Source organism: Streptomyces sp. NPDC046909 (assembly GCF_040644695.1).
Taxonomy (GTDB): domain Bacteria; phylum Actinomycetota; class Actinomycetes; order Streptomycetales; family Streptomycetaceae; genus Streptomyces.
Window position 1 is genome coordinate 790,428 of record NZ_JBEYXC010000004.1, and the last position, 24,635, is coordinate 815,062.

Annotated in this window: 24 protein-coding genes; 18 read left to right on the forward strand and 6 right to left on the reverse strand. The window is 70.7% G+C overall.

The features are described from left to right. Positions 1–66: 66 nt before the first annotated feature. On the reverse strand, positions 67–477 hold the full coding sequence (locus ABZ928_RS16625) for a hypothetical protein (RefSeq protein ID WP_361518776.1): 411 nt from the start codon (positions 475–477) through the stop codon (positions 67–69). Between the two features lie 124 nt (positions 478–601). On the opposite strand from ABZ928_RS16625, the gene ABZ928_RS16630 reads away from it, so the two are divergent. The 10 genes from ABZ928_RS16630 to ABZ928_RS16675 all read left to right on the forward strand — a co-directional run bounded on the left by ABZ928_RS16630 (position 602) and on the right by ABZ928_RS16675 (position 10,476). Then, entirely contained in the window at positions 602–1,258 is a 657-nt protein-coding gene (locus ABZ928_RS16630; protein ID WP_361518778.1) for a response regulator transcription factor, read from the forward strand. Beyond that, a complete protein-coding gene (locus ABZ928_RS16635) occupies positions 1,255–2,454 on the forward strand; it encodes an ATP-binding protein (RefSeq protein WP_361518779.1) in 1,200 nt (399 codons plus the stop codon). The genes ABZ928_RS16630 and ABZ928_RS16635 overlap by 4 nt, the downstream gene beginning before the upstream one ends. 144 nt (positions 2,455–2,598) lie before the next feature. Beyond that, entirely contained in the window at positions 2,599–3,789 is a 1,191-nt protein-coding gene (locus ABZ928_RS16640; RefSeq protein WP_361518781.1) for an extracellular solute-binding protein, read from the forward strand. A 116-nt stretch (positions 3,790–3,905) separates the two neighbouring features. Further along, on the forward strand, positions 3,906–6,047 hold the full coding sequence (locus ABZ928_RS16645; RefSeq protein ID WP_361518783.1) for a serine/threonine-protein kinase: 2,142 nt from the start codon (positions 3,906–3,908) through the stop codon (positions 6,045–6,047). A 134-nt stretch (positions 6,048–6,181) separates the two neighbouring features. Beyond that, a complete protein-coding gene (locus ABZ928_RS16650) occupies positions 6,182–6,577 on the forward strand; it encodes a sortase-dependent protein (protein ID WP_361518784.1) in 396 nt (131 codons plus the stop codon). Next, positions 6,574–7,227: a class F sortase gene (locus tag ABZ928_RS16655; RefSeq protein ID WP_361518786.1), complete on the forward strand. Its 654-nt coding sequence runs from the start codon at positions 6,574–6,576 to the stop codon at positions 7,225–7,227. The genes ABZ928_RS16650 and ABZ928_RS16655 overlap by 4 nt, the downstream gene beginning before the upstream one ends. Then, entirely contained in the window at positions 7,224–7,715 is a 492-nt protein-coding gene (locus tag ABZ928_RS16660) for an RNA polymerase sigma factor (RefSeq protein WP_289922795.1), read from the forward strand. Before ABZ928_RS16655 ends, ABZ928_RS16660 begins: the two co-directional genes overlap by 4 nt. Next, positions 7,699–8,148 carry a hypothetical protein gene (locus tag ABZ928_RS16665; protein ID WP_361518788.1) on the forward strand — a complete coding sequence of 150 codons (450 nt, stop codon included), beginning with the start codon at positions 7,699–7,701 and terminating at the stop codon, positions 8,146–8,148. Before ABZ928_RS16660 ends, ABZ928_RS16665 begins: the two co-directional genes overlap by 17 nt. A gap of 31 nt (positions 8,149–8,179) precedes the next feature. Then, positions 8,180–8,698, forward strand: coding sequence for a hypothetical protein (locus tag ABZ928_RS16670; protein ID WP_361518790.1), 519 nt, complete (start codon positions 8,180–8,182; stop codon positions 8,696–8,698). A 116-nt stretch (positions 8,699–8,814) separates the two neighbouring features. Next, positions 8,815–10,476: a sigma-70 family RNA polymerase sigma factor gene (locus ABZ928_RS16675; protein ID WP_361518792.1), complete on the forward strand. Its 1,662-nt coding sequence runs from the start codon at positions 8,815–8,817 to the stop codon at positions 10,474–10,476. On the opposite strand, the gene ABZ928_RS16680 is transcribed toward ABZ928_RS16675, so the two are convergent. Both ABZ928_RS16680 and ABZ928_RS16685 read right to left on the reverse strand, forming a co-directional pair. Continuing rightward, a complete protein-coding gene (locus tag ABZ928_RS16680; RefSeq protein WP_361518794.1) occupies positions 10,465–11,166 on the reverse strand; it encodes a glycerophosphodiester phosphodiesterase in 702 nt (233 codons plus the stop codon). The genes ABZ928_RS16675 and ABZ928_RS16680 overlap by 12 nt on opposite strands. A gap of 18 nt (positions 11,167–11,184) precedes the next feature. Continuing rightward, on the reverse strand, positions 11,185–12,246 hold the full coding sequence (locus ABZ928_RS16685) for an adenosine deaminase (RefSeq protein WP_361518795.1): 1,062 nt from the start codon (positions 12,244–12,246) through the stop codon (positions 11,185–11,187). Positions 12,247–12,553: 307 nt separating this feature from the next. Here ABZ928_RS16685 and ABZ928_RS16690 point away from each other — a divergent pair, with 307 nt between their 5' ends. Then, a complete protein-coding gene (locus ABZ928_RS16690; protein ID WP_361518797.1) occupies positions 12,554–13,396 on the forward strand; it encodes a DUF4190 domain-containing protein in 843 nt (280 codons plus the stop codon). A 49-nt stretch (positions 13,397–13,445) separates the two neighbouring features. Here the strand turns inward: ABZ928_RS16690 and ABZ928_RS16695 are convergent, their stop codons facing one another. Next, positions 13,446–14,042, reverse strand: coding sequence for an NADAR family protein (locus tag ABZ928_RS16695; protein ID WP_361518798.1), 597 nt, complete (start codon positions 14,040–14,042; stop codon positions 13,446–13,448). Positions 14,043–14,223: 181 nt separating this feature from the next. Here ABZ928_RS16695 and ABZ928_RS16700 point away from each other — a divergent pair, with 181 nt between their 5' ends. From ABZ928_RS16700 to ABZ928_RS16725, 6 genes are all read left to right on the forward strand, one after another. Then, complete coding sequence (locus ABZ928_RS16700) at positions 14,224–15,762, forward strand: gamma-aminobutyraldehyde dehydrogenase (RefSeq protein WP_361518800.1); 1,539 nt, start codon at positions 14,224–14,226, stop codon at positions 15,760–15,762. Positions 15,763–15,842: 80 nt separating this feature from the next. Further along, entirely contained in the window at positions 15,843–17,090 is a 1,248-nt protein-coding gene (locus tag ABZ928_RS16705) for a spermidine/putrescine ABC transporter substrate-binding protein (protein WP_361518802.1), read from the forward strand. After that, positions 17,087–18,250 carry an ABC transporter ATP-binding protein gene (locus ABZ928_RS16710; RefSeq protein ID WP_361518804.1) on the forward strand — a complete coding sequence of 388 codons (1,164 nt, stop codon included), beginning with the start codon at positions 17,087–17,089 and terminating at the stop codon, positions 18,248–18,250. The genes ABZ928_RS16705 and ABZ928_RS16710 overlap by 4 nt, the downstream gene beginning before the upstream one ends. Further along, positions 18,250–19,179, forward strand: coding sequence for an ABC transporter permease (locus tag ABZ928_RS16715; RefSeq protein WP_361518806.1), 930 nt, complete (start codon positions 18,250–18,252; stop codon positions 19,177–19,179). The genes ABZ928_RS16710 and ABZ928_RS16715 overlap by 1 nt, the downstream gene beginning before the upstream one ends. Then, positions 19,180–19,980 carry an ABC transporter permease gene (locus ABZ928_RS16720; protein WP_361518808.1) on the forward strand — a complete coding sequence of 267 codons (801 nt, stop codon included), beginning with the start codon at positions 19,180–19,182 and terminating at the stop codon, positions 19,978–19,980. Between the two features lie 29 nt (positions 19,981–20,009). Beyond that, positions 20,010–21,437 carry an FAD-dependent oxidoreductase gene (locus ABZ928_RS16725; protein ID WP_361518809.1) on the forward strand — a complete coding sequence of 476 codons (1,428 nt, stop codon included), beginning with the start codon at positions 20,010–20,012 and terminating at the stop codon, positions 21,435–21,437. A 25-nt stretch (positions 21,438–21,462) separates the two neighbouring features. Here ABZ928_RS16725 and ABZ928_RS16730 read toward each other — a convergent pair whose 3' ends face one another. After that, complete coding sequence (locus ABZ928_RS16730) at positions 21,463–22,335, reverse strand: aldo/keto reductase family oxidoreductase (protein ID WP_361518811.1); 873 nt, start codon at positions 22,333–22,335, stop codon at positions 21,463–21,465. A 131-nt stretch (positions 22,336–22,466) separates the two neighbouring features. On the opposite strand from ABZ928_RS16730, the gene ABZ928_RS16735 reads away from it, so the two are divergent. After that, positions 22,467–22,913 (forward strand): helix-turn-helix domain-containing protein, encoded by a 447-nt coding sequence (locus tag ABZ928_RS16735; RefSeq protein WP_361518812.1) that lies wholly within the window; start codon positions 22,467–22,469, stop codon positions 22,911–22,913. A 75-nt stretch (positions 22,914–22,988) separates the two neighbouring features. Here ABZ928_RS16735 and ABZ928_RS16740 read toward each other — a convergent pair whose 3' ends face one another. Further along, on the reverse strand, positions 22,989–24,581 hold the full coding sequence (locus ABZ928_RS16740) for a PucR family transcriptional regulator (RefSeq protein ID WP_361518813.1): 1,593 nt from the start codon (positions 24,579–24,581) through the stop codon (positions 22,989–22,991). Between the last annotated feature and the right edge of the window lie 54 nt (positions 24,582–24,635).

Genomic DNA, 24,635 nt, shown 5'->3' on the forward strand with positions numbered 1-24,635 from the left:
GCACGGTGGCCCCGGATGGGAATGAACTCCCCTCCGGGGCCGCCGTGTTCCCCCTCCGGCGTGGTCTCAGGTGCCTGGCTTCCCCGGCAGCGGGGGCAGGTCCGTCGGGTTCGGGAACGTGATGCCTGCCTTCTTCAGGATCGGGGCGCAGGGCTTCAAGGACTTCTCCGGGGCGCCTGCCTTCACTTGGAGTTGGACCCGGCCCTCCTCGTCCTTCGTGGCGTGGAAGTCCGGGAACGACTCCTCACCCTGCTTGCGCATGCAGGCCGCGAAGTCCTCGTTGGCCGTGTTGACGTCGTCGGGGGCGTTCTCGGTCGGGTGGTAGGCGACCGCGAAGGCGGTGCTCTTGGGGTGGGTGTCCGTGGATGAGGGGCCGGTCGCCTGGGCGGCCGAGGCGCTGACCGTGCCGAGGGTTATCGCGGTCAGGGCGGCTATGCCCAGGGCCAGGCGTTTCGGGCGGGGTGCCGTGACTCGCATGGTTCCTCCGGGGGTTGTCGGGTGGTGGTGACTCGGATGGCGTCCACACAACCGCCGGGGCGGTTACGGCACGGGAACGGCTCTCCTTATCGCCGTGTAACCCCCCGCCCGCGACACTGACCGCATGCGTGTGCTGGTGGTCGAGGACCACGAAGAGCTCGCCGAGACCGTCGCCTCGGGGCTGCGTCGGGAGGGGATGGCGGTCGATCTCGCCCTCGACGGGCCGACCGCTCTGGAGCGCGCCGAGATCAACGGGTACGACGTCGTCGTGCTCGACCGTGATCTGCCCGGGGTGCACGGTGACCAGGTGTGCCGGAGGCTGGCGGTGGGCGGGAGCCGGGCGCGGGTGCTGATGCTCACCGCGTCCGGGACGGTGGCCGACCGGGTGGCGGGGCTGGGGCTGGGGGCCGATGACTATCTGGCCAAGCCCTTTGCCTTCACTGAACTCGTCGCTCGGATACGGGCTTTGGCGCGGCGTGCGCAGCCCGCGTTGCCGCCGGTGCTGGTACGGGGAGAGTTGCGGCTCGATCCGGCTCGGCGTGAGGCCAGTCGGGCGGGTGGTCAACTCGTGCTCAGTCCTAAGGAGTTCGCCGTGCTGGAGCTGCTCCTGGGTGCGGAGGGGGCGGTCGTGTCCAGTGAAGAGCTGCTGGAGAGGGCGTGGGACGAGGCCGCCGATCCCTTCAGTCAGACCGTGAAGGTCACCGTCAGCAGGCTGCGCCGCAAGCTGGGGGAGCCGCCGTTGATCGAGACGGTGGACCGGGCCGGGTATCGGATCCGATGAGCGGGTGGAGGGTGGCGGTGCCGAGGGGGCTGCGCGCGGTGAGGTCGGGGGTGCCGTGGTGGCCGCGCAGTATTCGGTGGCGGCTGACCCTGCTCTACAGTGCCCTGTTCGTGGTGGCCGGGGCGATGCTGCTCGCGTTCACGTACTTTCTCGCCGCCGGCTCGAAGGGGGGCCGGGCCGTCACCTCCGCCGAGGGGTTGGAACCGGCACCGGCGGGCGGGGCCGTGACGCTTGATCCGCCTGCCGTCAACGCCGTTGTCGAGGCCGTCCGTTCGGACCAGCTGCACGAGTTGCTCGTCAAAGGGTGCGTCGCGCTCGCGGTCATGGCACTGACGTCGGTCGCCCTGGGGCGGCTGATGGCCGGGCGGGTTCTGAAGCCCCTGCGGACCATGACCTCGGCCGCCCGTCGGATCTCCGCCGACAACCTCCACGAGCGGCTCGCCGTGCCCGGGCCGCCCGAGGACGAGCTGAAGGCGATGGCGGACACCATCGACGCCGTACTCGCGCGGCTGGAGGGCGCGTTCGAGGCGCAGAAGGCGTTCGTCGCCAACGCCTCGCACGAGCTGCGCACCCCGCTCACCCTCCAGCAGACCATCGTCGACGTCACCCTCGCGGATCCGGACGCCTCCGCCGAGACCCTGCGGGGCGCGTTGCTGCGGGTGCGGGCGGCGGGGGAGGAGCAGGAGGGGCTGATCGACGCCTTGTTGACCCTGGCCCGGAGTCAACGGGGCTTGGAGCGGCGGGAGTTCGTCGACCTCGCGGCCCTGGTGCGGGAGCGGTTGCCGACAGGGGGCGTACGGGTCGAGGCTCGGCTGGAGACCGCGCCCGTCCTGGGGGATCCGCAGCTCATCGAGCGGCTGGTGGTCAACCTCGCCGACAACGCCGTACGTCACAACCTGACGGAACCGGAGGGGAGTTGGGTGAGCGTGTGGACCGGGGTGGACAGTGAGGGGCGTCCTGGGCTGCGGATCGAGAACAGTGGGCCGGTGATTCCGGCGGATCAGGCGGCCGGGCTGTTCCAGCCGTTCCGGCGCCTCGGGCCCGAGCGGGTGCGGAAGCGGGATGGGCTCGGGCTGGGGATGTCCATCGTCGCGGCTGTCGTCGCCGCGCATGGGGGGCGGGTACGGGCCATCACCCGGCCGGAGGGTGGGCTGGTCGTCGAGGTTGCTCTGCCGGGGGCGGCCGTGCCCGCTTGATCAGTGCCCCCACCGCGTCGCCCTGCCGGGTGCCGAGGACCCTCCCGCTGACCTGCGCCGCATCGACAAGGTGTCCGATACACCCTCCACCGCTCGACGCACCGTCGATTGTCCCTCCACAGGTCCGCGCGGCATGCTGCCGGAATGCCCCTCCCCCTGCACACACCCCAGGTCACCCGCCGTTCCCTGCTGCGCGCGCTCGGCGGTACCGCGGCGCTGGGTGCCCTCGCCGGGTGCGGTGTGCCTGCCGCGTACGTCTCCGTCGGTGACCGGGCGGTTCCCGATCGGTCGGCCGCCGACAAGCGGCTGACCTGGGCGAACTGGCCGCTGTACATCGACACGGACGACGACGACTCGACGAAGCGGCCGACGCTGGACGCCTTCGAGAAGAAGACGGGGATCAGCGTCGACTACGTCGAGGAGATCAACGACAACGACGAGTTCTTCGGCAAGATCAGCCCCGCCCTGATGAACCACCAGTCGACCGACCGCGATCTCATCGTCATCAGCGACTGGATGTGCGCGCGGTTCGTGCGGCTCGGCTGGGTGCAGGAGATGGACCGGGACCGGCAGCCGAACGTCACCAGGTACCTGGACCCGCTGCTTCGGTCGCCCTCCTTCGACCCGGGGCGCAAGTACACCGTGCCGTGGCAGTCGGGGATCACCGGGATCGCGTACAACCATCGCAAGCTCGGCCGTGAGATACGGCATGTGTCGGACCTCTGGGCGAGCGACCTCAAGGGGCGGGTGACCCTGCTCTCCGGGCTCGACGAGGCGTTCGCGCTGCTCATGCAGGGCAACGGCGTCGACATCAGGAAGTGGAAGACCGCTGACTTCGACCTCGTCTGCGACCAGGTCGAGCGGCGCGTCCGCAGTGGCCAGATACGCCGCTTCACCGGCAACGACTACACGAAGGACCTCGTCACCGGTGACGTCCTGGCCTGTCAGGCGTACTCCGGGGACGTCATCCAGCTCCAGGCCGACAACCCCGACATCCGCTTCGTCGTCCCCGAGGAGGGCGCGGAGCTGTGGTCGGACTCGCTGATGATCCCCGACCGCGCCGCGCACAAGGCCAACGCCGAGCGGCTGATCGACTACTACTACGACCCCGAGGTCGCCGCGGAACTCGCCGCGTGGGTCAACTACGTGTGCCCGGTGCCGGACGCGAGGGACGTCCTCGCCTCCTCCAAGGACGAGGAGACGGCCGCGCTCGCCGAGAACACGCTGATCTTCCCGGACGACGAGATGCGGAAGCGGCTGGTGATCGCGCGGGACATCACGGCGAAGGAGCGGGTGGGGTTCGCGAAGCGGTGGAACGCGATCGTGGGGTTGTGAGCGGAGTGATGACGTTTCCCTGATCGCGTATCCCCCTTGGCCGGGCATCGGGCACCATATGGGTCTCTCCACTGGGGCCGGAGCTCTTGCCGGCGGGGGCAAAGGGGTTGCGGGGGATGGGGGCGTTCGAGGCTCTGGAGGCGGGGGATCCGCTTCAGGCGGGGCGGTACCGGATCGTGGCGCGGCTCGGTGCCGGGGGGATGGGGCGGGTGTATCTCGGCCGCTCGCCCGGCGGGCGCGCGGTGGCCGTGAAGGTGGTGCGGCCGGAGCTGGCGGAGGACGCGGAGTTCCGGCGGCGGTTCGCCCGTGAGGTGGCCGCGGCACGGCGGGTGAACGGTGCCTTCACCGCGGGTGTGGTGGACGCCGATCCGGAGGGCTCGCCGCCGTGGCTGGCCACGGTGTATGTGCCGGGGCTGTCCCTGGGGGAGGCCGTGGTCGCGCACGGGCCATGGGCCCAGGAGCCGGTGCTGGCGTTGGGGGCGGGGCTGGCCGAAGGGCTGGAGGTCATCCACGCGGCCGGGGTGATCCACCGGGACCTCAAGCCCTCGAACGTGCTCCTCGCCGCGGACGGGCCCCGGGTCATCGACTTCGGGATCTCCCTGGCCGGCGACGCGAGCGTGCTGACCCAGCCCGGCATGACAGCCGGCACCCCGGGTTTCATGTCCCCCGAGCAACTCACCGCCCGGCCGGTCGGACCCGCCTGCGATGTGTTCGCCCTCGGCGCGGTCCTGACCTTCACCGCGACCGGCGTCGGCCCCTTCGGCACCGGCTCGGCGCACGGTCTGCACTTCCGTACCGTCTACGAAGAACCCGACCTGAGCCAACTTCCGCCGGTCCTGCGGGACTTGGTGACCCGGTGCCTCGCCAAGGACCCCGACCGACGGCCCAGCCCGGCCGCGCTGCTGGACCAGCTGACCGACGCCGCCGGGGGCAGGAACGCCACCATTCACGCGCTCACCGAGGCCGACTGGATGCCGCGGACGGTCGCCCGGACGGTACGGCTGCGCACCGACGTCCCCGCACCGGCACCGGCACCGGCGTCGGCACCGGCACCGAGCCCCGAGTCCGCGCCCGCCTCCGCCCCCGCGCTGACCACCGGACCGCGACCGCAGGCTGCGCTCCCCTCCGCCGGCACCGCTCCCATGGGCGAACCGACGGGGTTCCGGCTCCCCGCCCCCGACCTGACACTGCCGACCCCAGGCCCAACCGGCCTGTCCCGCCGACGAGTTCTTCTCGGCCTCGCCGGAACCGCCACCGCCGCCGGGCTCGGTCTCACCGGCTGGTATCTCGCGGGCGGCGACACCGGGAGAGCGAAGTGGACGTTCGCCGACGGCGGCTCCAACTACTCGGCGCCACTGGTGTCCGACGGTGTGGTGTACGTGGGCGGCCGCGAAGCCCTGTACGCGGTGGATGCCACCACCGGCGGGCAACGCTGGAAGTTCGCCACCGGCCAGGGCCCTGAACCGTCTTCGTCGATGGCGATGTCGAAGAGCGGTGGGCTGCTGTACGCGTGCGGCGGTGAGCGGCTGTACGCCGTGGACACCGCCACCGGTAAGCGGCGGTGGACGTTCCCCACCAGCGGTAAGGCGTACTCGCCGAGGACGGGTGGCGCGCTGGTGTACGTCAGCGACGAGAAGTACCTGTACGCGCTGGACGCCACCACCGGCGAACAGCGGTGGAAGTTCCGTACCAACGACGGCACGTTCCGGACCTCGGCGGCGGTGGCCGACAAGGTGCTGTACGTCGGCAACACCGAGGACGGACTGCTGTACGCGCTGGACGCCACCACCGGAGAGGAGCGCTGGAAGGTCGACATTCCCATGGTGTCCGGGGAATCACCGGTCGTTCATGGCGGCCTGGCCCACGTCCCCACCCTCAGCGGTGAGTTGTACGCCGTGGACGCCGTAAAAGGCACAACACGGTGGACGTTCACCAATGGCGGCGGCCGCTCTCCGGCGGTGGCGAACGGGGTGGTGTACATAAGCGGCGACAGATACCTGTACGCGGTGCACGCGACCACGGGTGGCGAACAGTGGCAGTTCGCCACCGGCAGCCGCGCGTTCTCGGCGCCCGTGGTGTCCGACGGCCTCGTCTACGTCGCCACGTCCAGCGACGACATGAATCTGTTCGCGCTCGACGCCGCCACCGGCGAGCAGCGGTGGAGGTTCGCCACCCACGACCCCGCGTCCACACCGGCAGTGTCCGGCGGGCTGGTGTACGTCAGCACCTGGGAGCGGCTGTACGCACTGCGCGTCTAGCGGCCGGCAGTTGTCCGGCAGTCGGGCGGCAACGCCTCCCTTTGCCATCTCTTTACAACCCGCCCCACCCCCGGCTCGTCTCTCCGCTCGATCCGTCCGCACCGCGCGGCCGGACCGACGAAAGAGAGCGATTCATGCGCCGAACCGGCCTCAGTGCCCTGGCACTCGCCTGCACCGCCGTACTGGCGGGCGCCGTGCCCGCGTTCGCCGACGGGGGGACCTCGGCCCCCAGCCCCGTACCGAGTGCCTCGACCGTGCCGAGCGAGGCGCCGACCCCGGTGCCCAGCGAGGCGCCCTCCGACTCCGCCGCACCGACGACCGACCCGTCGGCCGAGCCGAGTGCCGTTCCGACCCTGGCGCCCTCCGACCAGGTCTCCGTCGTGCCCAGCGGGGCGCCCGACACCGGCGTCGCCTCGTCGTCCGGGTCCGGCGGCTCGGGTGTGCTGATCGGCGGGGGTGCCGCCTCGGCCGTCGTCCTGGCCGGCGGGGCCGTCGTCCTCGTACGGCGTCGGCGGGCGACCGGCGCATGAGCCCGCTCTCCAGGCGCGCCTTCACCGCGGCGGCGCTGACCACGCTGCTCGCGGGCTGCGGCGGGCCGGGGGAGGGGCAGGGGGCGGCACCGGGGGACCCGGAGGGGCGGGGGGCCGGGACCGAGGGTGCCCACTCCTCCCGTATGCCATCGTCCGCCAAGTCGGTTGCCGCGCAAGGGCGTTCCGTGCCCGTCAGGCTGCGGATACCGGACATCGGCGTCGACACCCCCGTCCTACGGCTGGGGCTGGCGGCGGACGGGAGCGTGCAAGTACCTCCGATCACCGCGCACGACCGCGCCGGCTGGTACGAGCACTCGCCGACCCCCGGGCAGACCGGGCCGTCGGTCATCCTCGGCCATGTCACGGTCGGTTCGTACGGCGACGGGGTCTTCCGGCGGCTGGGGGAACTGCGCCGGGGTGACCGCGTCGAGGCGCGCCTGGAGAACGGCACGACGGCGGGGTTCGCCGTCACCGAGGTCCGTACCGTCGCCAAGGCCGCGTTCCCGGCCGAGGCCGTGTACGGGAACGTCGACCGGCCGGAACTCCGTCTCATCACATGCGGCGGACCCCGGACCGGTACCGGGTACCGCGACAACGTGATCGTCTTCGCCGCTTCGACCGATGCTTCCAGCGATACGGGAGAACGTTGAAACGGTCCCGAGAGAGGGCGGCGTCCGAACTGTTCGCCGCCCTCTACCCCCGCCTCGCCGGCTGGTGCCGACGGCTGGTCGACGACGACGAGACGGCGCACGAGATCGCCTCGGAGGCGTTCACCCGGCTGTGGGCGCGCTGGACCGCCGTCGAGGAACCCCGCGGCTTCCTCTACGTCACCGCGGCCAACCTCGTCCGCGACCACTGGCGCAAGCTGGAGCGCGAGCGCCGGGCGGTGCGGCGGGTCGGCAACGAGGTCGCGGTGAGCCCGTACGGCCAACAGGCCGACCCCTCCGTACGGTTGCTCGTCCAGTCGCTGCCCGAGCGACTGCGCGTCCCGATCCTGCTGCACTACTACGCTGACATGCCGATCCGAGAGGTGTCCGTGCTGACCGGACGCAAGGAAGGAACCGTCAAGGCCGACCTCCACGCGGCCCGCGAACTGCTCCGCGCCCACCTGAGGAGAAGCCTTGATCACACGCCCTGACGACGACCCGGACCTCGACCCCGACGACCCGCTCACCGTCCTGCTCCGGCCTCCCGCCGAGCACCTCGGCCCGCCCGCCGGCCGTTACGAGGAGATCCGGCGCGGCGCGACCCGCCGCAAGGTGCTCCGCGCGGCGGCGGGGGCCGCGTTGACGTGCGGGGTGGCCGTGCTGGCCGTCCTGCCGCTGAGGCTGTCGGCCTCCGACGCGCCGACGTCCCCGTCGGTCCCGCTGGCACCCCCGCCGGCGACCTCGCCGGGACAGGGCATGACGCCCACACCCACACCCACGCCTACGTCCGAGCCGGTCACCCCCAGCCCCGGTCCCAGTGGGAGCCTCGACGCGACCTCGCCCACGGCCGTGCCGAGCGCACCCGCCGTGTCCCCCTCTGACGTTCCGTCGGCCGAGGCCCCCACGCCCACCGCAATGTTTTGAACATGTTCAATTCCGGGCGTACGCTGCTGCCATGAGCGACAGAGCCGCCCTGCTCAAGGGCATTCGCGCCTGGTTGGTCCTGTTCGTCGTGTGTCTCGTCCTCAGCGGCGCCACGGCCTTCCCCCTCGTCCATGAACTGCGCTGGACCGAGGACCTGCTGGGGCGACTGCCCGCCCCCGCCGCCCTGACGGACTGGATCACGCGTGTCCGGCAGGGGCTCGACACCGCCGACGCCGACCACCCGTTCCTCCTCTACGGCACCGACTGGCTCGCCTTCGCTCATCTCGTCATCGCGGTCGCCTTCTACGGCCCCTACCGTGACCCCGTCCGCAACATCTGGGTCGTCGAGTTCGCGATGATCGCCTGCGCCGGGATCATCCCGCTCGCGCTGATCTGCGGGCCGATCCGGGGGATCCCGTTCTGGTGGAGCGTGATCGACATGGCGTTCGGGGTGTTCGGGGTGATCCCGTTGTATGTCGTGCGGCGGAAGATCAAGCGGCTGGAGGCGCTCGGCGCCGAAGTCCCCTCGCGCCGGGCCGGCGGGCAGTGAAAAAGTGTTATCGCGGAGTCCCTCACTCCGTCTCCCCGCTGTGATCCCCGGCATAGCCAGGACCCCGGGGCCGCCTGAGAGGGTGAGCACGGAACCGAACAGAGGGACGGAACGACGTGGAGACGCGGCAATGGCGCGACACCATCGCGGCCGCGCAGGCCGGTGACCGGCAGGCGCTGGACGACCTGGTCGCGGGCTGGCTGCCGCTCGTCTACAACATCGTCGGACGCGCCCTGAACGGCCACGCCGATGTCGACGACGTCGTCCAGGAGACGATGCTGCGGGCCGTCGACAACCTCGGTTCGCTGCGCGACCCGGACAGCTTCCGGTCCTGGCTGGTGGCGATCGCGATGCGTCAGATACGGGACCGGGCCCGCCGCCGGAAGGCCCCCGCCCCGCTCGACGAGTCCGCCGCGAGCGACGCCGCCGACTTCGCCGAACTCACCGTCCTCAGACTCCAGTTGGAGGGGCAGCGGCGCGAGGTCGCGGAGGCGGTGCGGTGGCTCGACGACGAGGACCGGCAACTGCTGTCGCTGTGGTGGCTGGAGGTCGCGGGGGAGCTGACCCGGCGCGAGCTGGCGGCGGCCGCCGGAATCAGCAGACAGCACGCGGCCGTTCGGGTCCAGCGGCTCAAGGAGCGCGTGGAGACCGCCCGCGGCATCGTCCGCGCCCTCGACGGCGCCTGCCCCGGCCTGCGCGAACTCACCGGCCGTTGGGACGGCCGCCCCGACTCGGTCTGGCGCAAGCGGCTGGCCCGGCACATCCGCGGCTGCGGCTACTGCGGCGACACCCGCGAGGCCGTCGTCCCCGCCGAACGCCTCCTCGTCGGCATCGCCCTCGTCCCGGTCCCCGTCGGCTTCACCCTGTCGCTGGCCTTCGGCGGCAAGACGGCGGCAGCGGCGGTGGGGGCGGCGGGGGCCGCCTCGGTGGGCTGGTCCGCCAAGGTGATGGCCGCGCTCACCCAGCCGGTCGTCGCGGTGACGACGGGCGCGACGATCGTGGCGGGCGGCGCGTACGTCGTCGTACAGACGCCGGACGACCCGGCGCCGCGCGTCGCCATCAGCCCCACGGCGGCGAGTACGGCCCGCCCGCCGGTGGCGGTGTCCCCGTCCGCCGTGCCGACCCCCTCGCCGCCTCCCACCCCGACGAAGACCGACCTGTACGGCACGGTCGTCGACGCCGTCGACACGGCCCCCGACCCCGACGCCCAACCCGCCGCCCTGCCGCACCGGCCCGAGTCCGGGGTCACCAGCACCTGGGGCGCGAAGGCCGTCATGCAGCACCGGGGCGAGAAGGTGACCCTCAGCGGGCAGGGCTATGTCCTGGTCCGCTGGCAGATCTCCCCGCAGTCCCGCCCCGGCGCGCTGGCCATGCCGACCTGGACCGGTCTCAAGGGCGAGCTCTTCCACGTCGCCTCGGGCGGCGGCCGCCGCATGGACGACATCACCGACGGGGCCGACACGAGCGGTATGGGCAGCCCGTCCATCGGCTACACCGTGCTGCCCGAGGGCGCCCAACAGATGTGGCAGAACGAGTACTTCTACCTCGACGGCACCGTCACCCTCAACCAGAACGAACGCGGCGCCGACTACGGCCTCATCGTCTTCCCGTCCACCTGGGAGGAGGCCGAGAAGGACATCCAGTACGGCCCGCCACAGGGCGCGATCCGCTACGGCCTGGTCCGCGACAACGGCAAGGACACGGCCCCGGTGCCGCAGTACGTCACCCGCGCCACCCCCGCCGACCCGGCGACGGTGGCGCAACGCTCACGCGTGTAGGTCGCGCAGGGCGCAGAGGGCGTCGACGCGGTTGGTGGTGATCGAGTCGACGCCCGCGGCGATCAGGCGTCGCATCGAGCGGACCGTGTCGGGAGTCCAGACCGAGAGCAGCAGGCCGTCGCGGTGGACGCGCTCGGCGAGGGCCTTGTCGACCAGCCCGAAGCGGTAGTTGAGCCAGCGGGGACGTACCGCCTCCAGCAGCGCGGGGCGCGGCGGGGCCAGCGACGTCCAGGTCAGGGCGATCTCCGCGGCCGGATCGGCGGCGCGTACGGCGAGCATGGCGGCGGCGCCCGCGCAGTAGTAGACGCGGTCCTCGGCGCCGGCCTCCCGTACGACGTCCACGACCCGGCGGGCGGCCTTCACGTCCGGTGTGCCGGGGAGGTCGAGCATCAGCCGGGCCTCGCCGGACGCCGCCAGTGCCTCCGCCAGTGCTTCGGCCAGTGTGGGCACCTTGCCGTCCGTGAGGCCGCGGACCTCGTCCGACGACAGGGACAGCAGCGGCCGGTCGTGCTCCCACAGCCGCTTCAGCGTCGCGTCGTGCAGCAGCACGGGGACGCCGTCACGGGTGAGCCGTACGTCGATCTCGACGGCGTCCGCGCCCAGTTCGAGCGCGGAACGCAGGGAGTCGAGCGTGTTCTCACGGATGCGGTAGGGGTCGCCACGATGGGCCACTGCGGTCAGCTTCTGCATGGGCCCATTGTGTCGGCGTCAGGACGCGAGCCACGCCTCGGTGTACGTGTCGATCTCGTCCTTGATCCTCGCCTTGCCCGGCGCGTCGAGGAAGGACGCCTCGACGGCGTTCTTCGCCAGATCGGCCACGCCCCGCTCGTCGAGGTCGAGGAGGCGGGCGGCGACGGCGTACTCGTTGTTGAGGTCGGTGCCGAACATGGGCGGGTCGTCGGAGTTGACGGTCACCAGGACGCCGGCCTTCACGAACTCCTTGATCGGGTGCTCGTCGAGGTGGCGTACCGCGCGCGTGGCGATGTTGGAGGTCGGGCACACCTCCAGGGCGATCCGCTCCTGCGCGAGATGTGCGAGCAGCTTCTCGTCCCGCGCCGAGCTGGTGCCGTGCCCGATGCGCTCGGCGCGCAGGTGGGTCAGCGCGTCCCACACCGTCTCCGGGCCGGTGGTCTCACCCGCGTGCGGCACGGACCGCAGTCCGGCGGCGATGGCCCGGTCGAAGTACGGCTTGAACTGCGGCCGGGGTACGCCGATCTCGGGCCCGCCGAGCCCGAAGGAGACGAGGCCCTCGGGGCGCACCCGGTCGTCGGTGGAGAGCCGCGCGGTCTCCTCGGCGGCTTCGAGCCCCGCCTCGCCGGGGATGTCGAAGCACCAGCGCAGCACGGTCCCGAACTCCGCCTCCGCCGCCTTCCGCGCGTCCTCGATCGCGTCCATGAAGGCCCGCTCGTCGATACCGCGGCGGGTCGAGGAGAACGGCGTGATGGTCAGCTCGGCGTAGCGCACCTGCTGCCGGGCCAGGTCCCGGGCCACCTCGTACGTCAGCAGGCGTACGTCCTCCGGGGTGCGGATGAGGTCGACGACCGACAGGTACACCTCGATGAAGTGGGCGAAGTCCGTGAACGTGAAGTAGTCGGCCAGCGCCTCGGGGTCGGTGGGAACCTTGGAGTCGGGGTGCCGGGCGGCCAGTTCGGAGACGATCCGGGGGGAGGCGGAGCCGACGTGGTGGACGTGGAGTTCGGCCTTCGGCAGCGCGGCGATGAAGGCGTGCAGGTCGCGCGGCACACCGGGCTCGATGAGACGGTCGGTCAAGGTTCCTCCCCGGAACGGCGCCCTCCGCCGGGGTACGGCGGGGCGCGGGTGATCGGCTGATCGGTGACTCGGGATCATCGTAGGCCGCCCGGTCCCCGTGGGCGGCCCTGGCCTTAGCATGACGGGGCACACGAAAGAGGGGGTCCCGACCATGCCCGACGAGCCGCGGCCACCGAAGGACGAGCCCCAGCGGCCGACTCCGCCGACGGCACCGAGGGTGGGGCTGGGGAAGGCGGAGGCGCCGGGGGAGCGAGACGTTTGGGCGGCGCCTGGGAGTGACGGGGCGCGGGAGTCTTGGGGCGCGCCGGTGAGTGACGGGGCCGCCGAGGCGACGGCCACCGCGGACGAGGTACCGCTTGCGCCGTCGGGGGACACGACGTTCGGGTCGTCCGGGGGTGCGGTGGACGGGGTGTCCAGGAGTACCGCCGACGGAACGGCGGACGAGAAGCCGACTCCGTCCTCCGGGCATGCCCCTGCCTCGTCGTCCGGCGATGTGTCCGCGTCGCCGTTCGCCCCGATCGATCCCCACGCCTCGAACACCCCCCAGGCCTCCTGGCCACCCCCCTCCGTCCACGACCAGCGGACCGTCACGTCGATGCCGGGCACGGCCGGCTCGCCCGATACGGCACCCACGCAGGACGGCACACCTCCGCCCCAGCCGTGGGCCAACCCCTTCGGCCCGCCGGGCCAAGCCACACCGTCCGGCGGCCCCGCGGCCCAGCCGAGCACCCCGGCCAACCCCTACGCCCCGCCGCCCAACCCCTTCGCACCCCCCACCGGCCACGTCCCCCCGCCCCCCATCGCCCCCGACGGCCCCGGACAGGTGCCCTACGGCTATCCGGGCGGCGGCTACGGCTACCCGGGCCCCACCCCCCAGGGCTACTACAACTGGCCCGGCATGCAGCCGCTGCCCAGCAACGGGATGGGTACCGCCGGACTGGTGCTCGGGATCCTCGGTGCCATCGTCTTCTGCCTGTGGCCGCTGGCGATCATCCTCGGCATCCTGGGTGTGATCTTCGGCGCGATCGGCAGAGGGAAGGCGAAGAGAGGGGAGGCCGACAACCCCGGTCAGGCCCTCGCCGGGATCATCTGCGGAGCGGCGGGCATCGCGTTGGGCATCGGCATGGTCGTCCTGCTGGTCGTGGCATAGGCCTGGTTCGACCAGGCCTCGTCAGCCGTCAGCCGTCAGCCGTCAGCCGTCAGCCGTCAGCCGTCTCCCGCAACCGCTCCCGCGCCTCCATCAACGCGAACCCCAGCAGATTCGGCCCCCGCCACCGCTCCGGATCCGCAGCCGCCTCGTCCGTCGCCGCGAGCCCGATCCCCCACACCCGGTCCACCGGACTGGCCTCCACCAGCACCCGCCGCCCCGTACCGAGCAGAAACGCCCGCAGCCCGAGGTCCGAGCCGAACTTGTGCACGCTCCCCTCGACCACGATCCCGAAGCGCTCCCGCTCCCATATCGCGTCGTCGAAGCCCCGCACGAGCCGCCCGATCTTCTTCGCCTGCGCCGGACTCCGCGCGGCCACCGCCTGCCGCTCCGCCTCCGCGTCGCCGAAGAGCCGCGCCTTGCCGGCCATCATCCAGTGCTCGGCGGTCGCATACGTCACTCCGGCCACCTCGAACGGCGACGGCCACCACTGGCTCAGACAGCTCGACCCCAGCTGCCCGTCCGCCCTCGGCCGGTGTCCCCAGAAGTGCAGGTACTTGACCCTCGCCCCCGCCCGGACAGCCCTGACCAGGGTGTCCCGAGAATCGATCTTCGTCATGCATGCGAGTCTGGCAGGCACCACTGACATTCCGTCCCGCCTTTTTCAGGCGGACTCGACACCTGGTCGACAGATTCCGTCGCGTAACTAAAAGGCAACAACGGAATCCCTTGTCGGACGCCACTTGCTCTGTCAGGATCGGCACTCAAATCGAGCTGGAGCTACGCCACCCGCCCCTCAGTTCCGCGGGGCGAAGGCGGAGGAGAGCGACATGCACAACCCGGGCAACGCCACCCCGGAACGATTCCCCGCGCAGGAAGTCCTCGCTGACGGAGCGCAGTACATCGGAGGCCGTCTGACCAAGGGCACCTCCGGACGTACCCATGCCGTCGTCGACCCGGCGACCGGCGAGGAGGTCTACACCTACGAGCTGGCGAGCACCGCCGACGTGGACGCGGCCGTCGCCGCCGCCCGCGCCGCCTTCCCGGCCTGGTCCGCCGCGACCCCCGGCGAGCGCTCGGACGCGCTGCACCGCTTCGCCGCCGTGCTCGCCGACCGCGCCGAGGACTTCGCCCGCGCCGAGTCCCTCCAGTGCGGAAAGCCGCTGAAGCTGACGCGTGAGTTCGACGTCCCCGGGACGATCGACAACACGGCCTTCTTCGCCGGTGCCGCCCGCCATCTCCAGGGGCAGTCGGCCGGTGAGTACTCCGGTGACCACACCTCGTACGTCCGTCGTGAGCCCATCGGTGTCGTCGGGTCCATCGCGCCCTGGAACTATCCCCTCCAGATGGCCGCCTGGAAGGTCCTTCCGGCGATCGCCGCGGGCAACACCATCGTGCTGAAGCCCGCCGAGCTCACCCCGCTGACCTCGCTGCTGTTCGCGCAGGCCGCCACCGAGGCCGGTATCCCCGACGGTGTCATCAACATCGTCACCGGGACGGGCAAGGAGGCCGGTGAGCATCTCGTGGGCCACCCCGATGTCGCCATGACCTCCTTCACCGGCTCCACCGCCGTCGGCAAGCGCGTCGCCGAGATCGCGACCGCCACCGTCAAGCGGATCCACCTGGAACTCGGCGGCAAGGCGCCCTTCGTCGTCTTCGACGACGCCGACCTCGACGCCGCCGTCAACGGCGCGGTCGCGGGCGCGCTCATCAACACCGGCCAGGACTGCACGGCCGCCACGCGCGCGTACGTGCAGCGGCCGCTCTATGACGCGTTCGTCGAGAGGACGGCCGCCCTCATGGAGACCGTCCGCCTCGGTGACCCCTTCGCGCCGGACACCGACCTCGGGCCCCTGATCTCGCACGTCCAGCGGGACCGGGTCGCCGCCTTCGTCGACCGTGCGCGCGGCTACGCGCGCGTGGTGACCGGTGGCGAGGCTCCTCAGGGAGTTCTCAAGAACGGTGCGTACTATCGACCGACCTTGGTCGCGGATGCCGCCCAGGACAGCGAGATCGTCCAGTCCGAGCTCTTCGGACCGGTCCTCGTGGTCCTGCCCTTCGACAGCGACGACGAGGGGATCCGGCTCGCCAACGACACCCCGTACGGGCTCGCCGCCTCCGCATGGAGCCGCGACGTCTACCGGGCGAACCGCGCCACCCGCGAGATCAAGGCGGGCTGTGTGTGGGTCAACGACCACATCCCGATCATCAGCGAGATGCCCCATGGCGGGTACAAGGCGTCCGGCTTCGGCAAGGACATGTCCTCGTATTCGTTCGAGGAGTACACGCAGATCAAGCACGTCATGTTCGACAATACGGCGGTCGTCAGGAAGGACTGGCACCGCACGATCTTCGGGGACCGGCTGTAACCGTTTTCCGGCTACCGCCGGGTGACGTTGTCCAGGCCGCCCGACCCGCGGCCGAACCCTCCCGAAAGGGCACCACGCGCATGGAGCAGTACGAGCCCGACCGCCTGAGCCCGGCCCAAGTGGCCGCCATGCGGCGCAGCTTCCGCAATGGCCGGGCCGCCATGACCCGGCGGTCCGTCCTGCGCGCCTCCGCGGGCGGCGCGCTCGCGGTCGGCGGCCTCGGGGCGCTGACCGGCTGCGGCATCCCCGCGGCGGGCAACACCAAGGGTGGCGTCTCCGCGGAGGACCACTCGGCCGAGGAGAAGACCGTCAACTTCTCCAACTGGACCGAGTACATCGACGTGGACGAGAGCGAGAAGCACCACCCCACGCTCGACCAGTTCAAGAAGCGGACCGGTATCTCGGTCAAGTACACCGAGGACATCAACGACAACGTCGAGTTCTTCGGCAAGATCAAGCCGCAGCTCGCCGCGGGCCAGGACACCGGCCGCGACATCATCGTCCTCACCGACTGGCTCGCGGCCCGCCTCATCCGCCTCGGGTGGGTCCAGAAACTGGACCCGGCCAACCTGCCCCACGCGTACACCAACCTGTCGGCCCAGTTCCGCAACCCCGACTGGGACCCCGGACGCGCGTACTCGTACGTCTGGCAGGGCATCTCGACCGTCATCGCGTACAACAAGAAGGCGCTCGACGGCGTCGAGGTGAAGTCGGTCTCGGACCTGCTCGACAACCCCAAGCTCAAGGGCAAGGTCGGCTTCCTGTCGGAGATGCGCGACAGCATCGGCATGACCCTGCTCGACATGGGCAAGGACCCCGCGAACTTCACCGCGGACGACTACGACGCGGCGATCGCCCGGATCCAGAAGGCCGTCGACAAGGGCCAGATCCGCCGCTTCACCGGCAACGACTACACCTCGGACCTGACCAGCGGCGACTTCGCCGCCTGTATCGCCTGGGCCGGTGACGTCGTACAGCTCAAGGCCGACAGCCCGGACATCGACTTCCTGATCCCGGACAGCGGCTACATGACGTCGACCGACAACTTCCTGATCCCGAACAAGGCCCGTCACAAGACGAACGCCGAGAAGTTGATCGACTTCTACTACGAGCCGAAGCCGGCCGCCGAGCTCGCCGCGTACATCAACTACGTGACGCCCGTCGACGGGGTGAAGGCCGAGCTGGAGAAGATCGACGCGGATGCGGCGAACAACCCGCTGATCATCCCGGACAAGGCCATGGCCGCGAAGTCCCATGCCTTCCGCTCCCTGAGCTCGAAGGAAGAGACGGCCTTTGAAGAGAAGTTCGCGAAGCTGACTGGGGCGTGACCACCGTGACGAACAAGAACGAAACCGGCGGGGACGTCCGCCTCTCGGGCATCAGCAAGACGTACGACAACGGCTTCACGGCCGTACAGCCGCTGGACCTGACCGTGCCGCAGGGCTCCTTCTTCGCCCTGCTCGGCGCCTCCGGCTGCGGCAAGACCACCACCCTGCGGATGATCGCGGGCCTGGAGGAGCCGACCACCGGCACCGTGTTCCTCGGCGACCAGGAGGTCACCCACCTGCCGCCGTACAAGCGGCCGGTGAACACCGTCTTCCAGTCGTACGCCCTCTTCCCGCACCTCGACATCTTCGAGAACGTCGCGTTCGGTCTGCGCCGGCGCGGCATCAAGAGCGTCAAGAAGCAGGTCGAGGACATGCTGGAGCTCGTGCAGCTCGGCGAGCAGGCCCGCAAGAAGCCGCACCAGCTCTCCGGCGGCCAGCAGCAGCGTGTGGCCGTGGCCCGCGCGCTGATCAACCACCCCAAGGTGCTCCTCCTCGACGAGCCCCTCGGCGCCCTCGACCTCAAGCTGCGCCGCCAGATGCAGCTGGAGCTCAAGCGCATCCAGACCGAGGTCGGCATCACCTTCGTGCACGTCACGCACGACCAGGAGGAGGCCATGACCATGGCCGACCAGGTCGCCGTGATGAACGCGGGCCGCGTCGAGCAGCTCGGCTCGCCGAACGACCTGTACGAGAACCCGCAGACGACGTTCGTCGCCAACTTCCTCGGTACGTCGAACCTGATCGAGGCCGAGGTCGACTCCAAGAGCGGCGACGACATCGTCCTGAAGGCCGGCGGCGGCAAGCTCGTCCTGCCCGAGGCGCGATGTTCGGCCCCCACGACCACCGGCGGCAAGGTGCTGGTCGGCGTGCGCCCCGAGAAGATCTCCCTCATCCACGCCGACGACGCGGGCGAGATCCCCGAGGGCCGCAACCGCATCACCGGCAAGATCGCCAACGGCAGCTTCATCGGCGTCTCCACGCAGTACGTCATCGACAGCGCCGTCTGCCCGGAGTTCGAGGTCTACGTCCAGAACATCGAGCGGGACTCCCGGCTCGTACCCGGCGCCGACGTCGTCCTGCACTGGAGCCCGGCCCACACCTTCGGTCTCGACGCCGCCCAGGACATCGACGCCGGCACCGAGGAAGAGGCGACCGTCTGATGGCGACCCTCACCGAGGCGCCGCCGCCTCTCTCCCCGACCGCGCCCGAGAAGAAGCCCCCGCGCAAGCGCGGCCGCCTCGTGCCGTACTGGCTGCTGCTGCCCGGCATGCTCTGGCTGATCGTCTTCTTCGCGCTGCCGATGATCTACCAGGCCTCCACGTCCGTGCAGACGGGCTCCCTGGAGGAGGGCTACAAGGTCACCTGGCACTTCGCGACCTACTGGGACGCGCTGAGCGAGTACTGGCCGCAGTATCTGCGCTCGATCCTCTACGCGGGCTCCGCGACGATCCTGTGCCTGGTCCTCGGCTACCCGCTGGCGTACCTCATCGCCTTCCGCGCGGGCCGCTGGCGGAACCTGATCATGATCCTGGTGATCGCGCCGTTCTTCACCAGCTTCCTGATCCGCACCCTCGCCTGGAAGACGATCCTCGCGGACGGCGGCCCGGTCGTCGGCGCGCTGAACACCCTGCACGTCCTGGACGTCACCAGCTGGCTCGGCTGGACCTCCGGGGACCGGGTGCTGGCCACGCCGCTCGCGGTCGTCTGCGGTCTGACGTACAACTTCCTGCCGTTCATGATCCTGCCGCTCTACACCTCACTGGAGCGCATCGACACCCGCCTCCACGAGGCGGCCGGCGACCTGTACGCGCGGCCCGCGACCACCTTCCGCAGGGTGACCTTCCCGCTGTCGATGCCGGGCGTCGTCTCCGGCACGCTGCTGACGTTCATCCCGGCCGCCGGTGACTACGTCAACGCCGATCTGCTCGGCTCGACGGACACCCGCATGGTCGGCAACGTCATCCAGTCGCAATTCCTGCGGATTCTGGACTACCCGACAGCGGCGGCGCTCTCCTTCATCCTGATGGCCGCCATCCTCGTCATGGTCACGGTCTACATCCGCCGGTCCGGAACGGAGGATCTGGTTTAAATGGCCTTCGTCAACTGGCTCAAGCGCAAATTCGTCGTCATCGCGGGACTTCTGACCCTCGGATATCTCCTGCTGCCCAACGTCGTCGTGACGGTGTTCTCCTTCAACAAACCGAAGGGGCGCTTCAACTACGAATGGCAGCAGTTCTCCACGGACGCCTGGAAGGACCCGTGCGGCGTCGCCGACATGTGCGGCTCGCTGTCGATCAGCCTCCAGATCGCCTTCTGGGCGACGATCGGCGCCACCGTCCTCGGCACGATGATCGCCTTCGCGCTGGTCCGCTACCGGTTCCGCGCCCGCGGCGCGGTGAACTCGCTGATCTTCCTGCCGATGGCGATGCCCGAGGTCGTCATGGCCGCCTCGCTGCTCACCCTGTTCCTCAACATGGGCGCCCAGCTGGGCTTCTGGACGATCCTCATCGCCCACATCATGTTCTGCCTGAGTTTCGTCGTGACGGCGGTAAAGGCACGTGTGATGTCGATGGACCCGAGGCTGGAGCAGGCGGCACAGGACCTCTACGCGGGCCCGTTCCAGACCTTCGTCCGGGTCACCCTGCCGATCGCGGCACCGGGAATCGCGGCGGGCGCGCTGCTCGCCTTCGCGCTCAGCTTCGACGATTTCATCATCACCAATTTCAACGCGGGCTCGACCGTGACCTTCCCCATGTTCGTCTGGGGTTCGGCACAGCGCGGTACGCCCGTTCAGATCAATGTGATCGGTACGGCCATGTTCCTGGTCGCCGTACTGCTCGTACTGGCCTCTATGGTCATCAGTAATCGCCGTAACAAGCAAAAGGCTTGACCGAAATACCCTTGTAGGGAGTTGAAATCATGGCCCCAAGCGCCATGAGTCGTGGCAGTAACTGGACGAAGTCTCTTTCCGACGCCCAGCCGGTCCCGTACTGGCTGGACGACCCCGGCAAGCCCCACCCCGAACCCGCCCTCACCGGCCCCGAGACCTGCGATCTGCTGGTCGTCGGCGGCGGTTACAGCGGACTGTGGACCGCGCTCCTCGCCAAGGAGCGCGACCCGCGGCGGGATGTCGTCCTGCTGGAGGGCCGCGAGGTGGGCTGGGCCGCCTCGGGCCGCAACGGCGGCTTCTGCGCCGCCTCCCTCACCCACGGTCTGGCCAACGGGCTGACCCGCTGGCCGCACGAGATCCACAAGCTGGAGGAGCTGGGCGCCCGCAACCTCGACGAGATCGAGAAGGCGGTCGCCCGCTACTCCCTCGACTGCGACTTCGAGCGCACCGGCGAGATCGACGTCGCCACCGAGACGTACCAGGCGTGGGAACTGCGCGACTGGTACGAGGAGATGGAGCGCGAGGGCCTCGCCGAGGGCGTGGAGTTCCTGGACGCCGAGGCGGTACGGGAGCAGGTCGACTCACCGACCTTCCAGGCGGGCCTGTACGACCGCCGCGGCGTCGCCATGCTCAACCCGGCCAAGCTGGCCTGGGGCCTGAAGCGGGCCTGTGTGCAACTCGGCGTCCGCGTCTACGAGCACACCCCCGCCCTCACCCTGAAGCCGTACGGCGCCGGCATGGCCGTACGCACCCCCTACGGCTCCGTCCGCGCCCGCAAGGTCGCGCTCGGCACGAACATCTTTCCGAACCTGCTCAAGCGCGTCCGCTCGTACACCGTCCCGGTCTACGACTACGCGCTGATGACGGAGCAGTTGAGCGCCGAGCAGCTGGCGTCGATCGGCTGGAAGAACAGGCAGGGCCTGGGGGACAGCGCCAACCAGTTCCACTACTTCCGCCTGTCCGCCGACAACCGCATCCTGTGGGGCGGTTACGACGCGGTCCACCACTACGGCGGCCGCGTCCGCGCCGAGTACGACGACCGCCCGGAGACCTACGCCAAGCTCGCCGAGCACTTCTTCACCTGCTTCCCGCAGCTGGAGGGCGTCCGCTTCACCCACGCCTGGGGCGGCGCCATCGACACCTGCTCCCGCTTCTCGGCGTTCTTCGGCACCGCGCACCACGGGAACGTGGCCTACGCGGCCGGCTACACGGGCCTCGGCGTCGGCGCCACCCGCTTCGGCGGGGACGTCATGCTGGACCTGCTCGACGGCGAGGTCACCGAGCGCACCTCCCTGGAGATGGTCCGCAAGAAGCCCCTGCCCTTCCCGCCCGAGCCCTTCGCCTGGACCGGCATCGCGCTGACCAAGTGGTCGCTGGCACGGGCGGACTCGCGTGGCGGGCGGCGGAATCTGTGGCTGAAGACCATGGACAAGCTGGGGCTCGGCTTCGACAGCTGACCGGGCAGCGACAGACTCAGGGCCCTCAGCGGCCGATGTCGTCCAGCTCGGTCAAGTCCTCATGAGAGAGGGAGAGTCCAGCGCCGGCGATGTTCTCGCGCAGGTGTGCCGTCGATGACGTGCCGGGGATGAGCAGGATGTTCGGCGACCGCCGCAGCAGCCAGGCCAGCGCGACGGACATCGATGTCGCCTTCGTCCGGGCGGCGACCGCCGACAGCGCCGAGGCCTGAAGCGGGGTGAAGCCCCCCAGGGGGAAGAAGGGCACATACGCGACGCCGTCGGCGGCCAGCCGGTCGATGAGCTTGTCGTCGTGGCGGTGCGCGAGGTTGTACATGTTCTGCACGCACACGATCGGCGCGATGCTCCGCGCCTCGGCGACCTGCTCCTCGGTGGCGTTACTGACCCCGAGGTGGCGGATCAGACCCTGCTGCTGGAGTTCGACGAGGGTCTCGAACGCCTCGGCCAGTGAGCCGGGCTGGGGACCTTCGGCGTTGCCGAGCCGGAGGTTGACCAGGTCGAGTACGTCGATCCTGAGGGACTTGAGGTTGTCGTGGACCTGGCGGCGCAGATCTTCGGGTCGCCGGGCCGTGGGCCAGCCACCCTGCGCGTCGCGGGTCGCGCCCACCTTGGTCACGATGTGCAGCGACTCGGGATAGGGGTGCAGTGCCTCCCGGATCAACTCGTTGGTGACGCGTGGCCCGTAGGCGTCGCTGGTGTCGATGTGGGTGATACCGAGGCCGACCGCTTCCCGCAGAACGGCCAGGGCACCCTCGCGATCGGCGGGCGGCCCCATGACCCACGGGCCGGCCAGTTGCATGGCGCCGTAGCCGAACCGGGTGACGGTCAGGTCGCCCAGAGTCCAGGTGCCGCCGGGAAGAGCGAGGGAGGGGGTGCTCATCGTGGTGCCTTTCGTCGTGCGGTCGGGGGTGGCGCCTGCGGCGTCCCTGCATCAGCATTGGAGAGAAACTTCCTGTCGGGAAGTAGGCACTTTGGAGTGCGTAACCCGCCCATCGGGGAGAGGTGCGATCAGTGACGACGACGAAGGCGGCCCAGCAGAGGGCTCAGGCCAAGGTGGAGTACAACGCGTTCCTGGCGGGGTGCCCCAGCCGGCAGCTGCTCGACCGGATCTCGGACAAGTGGGTCGTCCTGATCCTGTGTGCGCTGGGCGGCGACAACAGCCCTGGCCGGCCTGACGCGGCACACGCAGGCGCTCCGAAGGCGATGCGTTACTCCGAGATCGCTCGGCTTCTGGCCGGGGTCAGCCAGAAGATGCTGACCCAGACGCTGCGGTCGCTGGAGGGCGACGGTCTGCTCACCCGCACCGTGACGCCGACCGTCCCCGTCACCGTCACCTACGAGCTGACCGACCTCGGCCTCTCGCTGCACCAGATGACGCGCGGGCTCAGAAGCTGGGCTCAGACGCACATGGCCGAGGTCCTCGCGAACCGAGAGGACTACAACGCGCGCACTTCCTGACGACTCACGCCGGGCTGAGGGGCGGCGGCCGAGTGCCCGCGAGGAGGGCAAGAAGGCCAGTAGTTGCGCAGGCTCCTACTCCGCCGCCGTCGCCTTCAGCGCCAGCCACAACTCCATCCGCACATCCGGATCATCCAGCGACCGCCCGAGGATCTCCTCCACCCGCCGCATCCGGTATCGCAGCGTGTGCCGGTGCACCCCCAGGTCCGCGGCGGCCGCGTCCCACTGTCCGTGCCGTGACAGCCACGCCCGCAGCGAGGCGACGAGGTCCCCCCGGCCGGTCGCGTCATGCTCGTACAGCGGCCGCAGCAGGCCGTCCGCGAAGGCCTTCACCGCGTCGTCGGCCAGCAGTGGCACCACCGACCCGGCGGCCAGCTGCTCGTGCTCCACGTACACCCGCCCCCGCCGCCGGGCCACGGACAGCGCCTGTTCGGCCTGCTTGTACGCGGCCGCCGCGGCCACCGGCCCCACCGGCGCCGACACCCCGACGACGACTTCCTCGTCCTGGCCCTGGTCCGAGGACCGGGCGGCCTCCACCGCGGCTCCGTAGTCCGCGCACGCCCCCACGGCCGCGCCCCCGTCCGCGGCCAGCACCACGAGCCGCTCGCCCTCGGGCACGACCAGCACGGCCTCCCCGGCCCGCGCCGCCGCCGACTCCACGGCCTCGGTGAGCGTCCCCAGCGGATCGCCGTCGGCGCCGCCGGCCTCGGGCCCCCGTACCGCCGTCCCCGTCTCGGCGATCACCAGTCGGAACGGCGCGTCCAGCAGTGCCCCGTACAGATCCCCGGCCACGGCCCGGGCGTGGTCCGGCTCCCCCGCCAGCAGCATCCGCAGCACCGCCACCCCGATCCGCTGCTCGGCGGCGTGGAGCGACCGGGACCGCTCCGTCGTGAGCGTCAGCAGCGCGATCGCCGAGTGGACGGCGTACCGTTCCGCAGTCCCCAGCGCCGCCGCCGTACCCACCGCGAGCGCGGCCCGCGGCCGGCGTCCGGTGCCCAGGGAGTGCAGCTCCACCCGGTCCTCGTTGCCGGGCCCGCCCACGACCGACGAGGCCGGCGCGGGCCGCTCCCGCAGCCGCTCCACGTCGGCGGTGAGCCGAGCGGCCCGCCGTCCCGCCCACTCGGGCGCGGTCGCGACGACGGCGCCCGACGCGTCGTACAGCGCCGCCCAGCCGTCGACCTGCGAGGCGAGCGCGGACAGCAGCCCCTCGGGCCCGTCCGCCAGCGCCTGCTTGGTCAGCTCGCGCTGCGCGGCGAACCCGGCGGTCACCGCCCGGTACTGGTCGGCGGCGATGGCGGCGGACACGGCCTTGCTGATGGCGAGGAATGGGGTGCGCCGAGGCACTTCGAGCAGCGGCAGCCCTTCGTGCGCGGCCGCGTCGACGAGCGCCTGGGGAATGTCCTCGTAGTTCACCCCGACGGCGAACCCGAGCCCGACGACCCCCGCCCCGACCAGCCGCTTCACATACCGCCGCATCGCCTCCGGATCCTCCGCGTCCAGCTTCAGCGCGGTGATCAGGAGCAGCTCCCCGCCCTCCATATAGGGCACGGGATCGGCGAGCTCGCTGACATGCGCCCAGCGCACGGGGACATCGAGCCGGTCCTCGCCCGCCCGCACGGTCAGCTTGAGCGCGGAGTGGTGGACGAGCGAGGCGAGCGTGGGTGGCATGAGGCCTTCAGGTCTACGGGGATCGAGCGAGCCTGGTGATCATTTGGCCGGTGT

What these genes read in the sequence shown, in the direction of transcription:
- ABZ928_RS16740 (WP_361518813.1), bottom strand. Translation starts at nt 24,581, where the DNA reads ATGCCACCCACGCTCGCCTCGCTCGTCCACCACTCCGCGCTCAAGCTG.
- ABZ928_RS16730 (WP_361518811.1), bottom strand. Translation starts at nt 22,335, where the DNA reads ATGAGCACCCCCTCCCTCGCTCTTCCCGGCGGCACCTGGACTCTGGGC.
- ABZ928_RS16700 (WP_361518800.1), top strand. Translation starts at nt 14,224, where the DNA reads ATGCACAACCCGGGCAACGCCACCCCGGAACGATTCCCCGCGCAGGAA.
- ABZ928_RS16645 (WP_361518783.1), top strand. Translation starts at nt 3,906, where the DNA reads ATGGGGGCGTTCGAGGCTCTGGAGGCGGGGGATCCGCTTCAGGCGGGG.
- ABZ928_RS16635 (WP_361518779.1), top strand. Translation starts at nt 1,255, where the DNA reads ATGAGCGGGTGGAGGGTGGCGGTGCCGAGGGGGCTGCGCGCGGTGAGG.
- ABZ928_RS16695 (WP_361518798.1), bottom strand. Translation starts at nt 14,042, where the DNA reads ATGTCAGTGGTGCCTGCCAGACTCGCATGCATGACGAAGATCGATTCT.
- ABZ928_RS16630 (WP_361518778.1), top strand. Translation starts at nt 602, where the DNA reads ATGCGTGTGCTGGTGGTCGAGGACCACGAAGAGCTCGCCGAGACCGTC.
- ABZ928_RS16650 (WP_361518784.1), top strand. Translation starts at nt 6,182, where the DNA reads ATGCGCCGAACCGGCCTCAGTGCCCTGGCACTCGCCTGCACCGCCGTA.
- ABZ928_RS16705 (WP_361518802.1), top strand. Translation starts at nt 15,843, where the DNA reads ATGGAGCAGTACGAGCCCGACCGCCTGAGCCCGGCCCAAGTGGCCGCC.
- ABZ928_RS16725 (WP_361518809.1), top strand. Translation starts at nt 20,010, where the DNA reads ATGGCCCCAAGCGCCATGAGTCGTGGCAGTAACTGGACGAAGTCTCTT.
- ABZ928_RS16715 (WP_361518806.1), top strand. Translation starts at nt 18,250, where the DNA reads ATGGCGACCCTCACCGAGGCGCCGCCGCCTCTCTCCCCGACCGCGCCC.
- ABZ928_RS16720 (WP_361518808.1), top strand. Translation starts at nt 19,180, where the DNA reads ATGGCCTTCGTCAACTGGCTCAAGCGCAAATTCGTCGTCATCGCGGGA.
- ABZ928_RS16625 (WP_361518776.1), bottom strand. Translation starts at nt 477, where the DNA reads ATGCGAGTCACGGCACCCCGCCCGAAACGCCTGGCCCTGGGCATAGCC.
- ABZ928_RS16670 (WP_361518790.1), top strand. Translation starts at nt 8,180, where the DNA reads ATGAGCGACAGAGCCGCCCTGCTCAAGGGCATTCGCGCCTGGTTGGTC.
- ABZ928_RS16640 (WP_361518781.1), top strand. Translation starts at nt 2,599, where the DNA reads ATGCCCCTCCCCCTGCACACACCCCAGGTCACCCGCCGTTCCCTGCTG.
- ABZ928_RS16655 (WP_361518786.1), top strand. Translation starts at nt 6,574, where the DNA reads ATGAGCCCGCTCTCCAGGCGCGCCTTCACCGCGGCGGCGCTGACCACG.
- ABZ928_RS16680 (WP_361518794.1), bottom strand. Translation starts at nt 11,166, where the DNA reads ATGCAGAAGCTGACCGCAGTGGCCCATCGTGGCGACCCCTACCGCATC.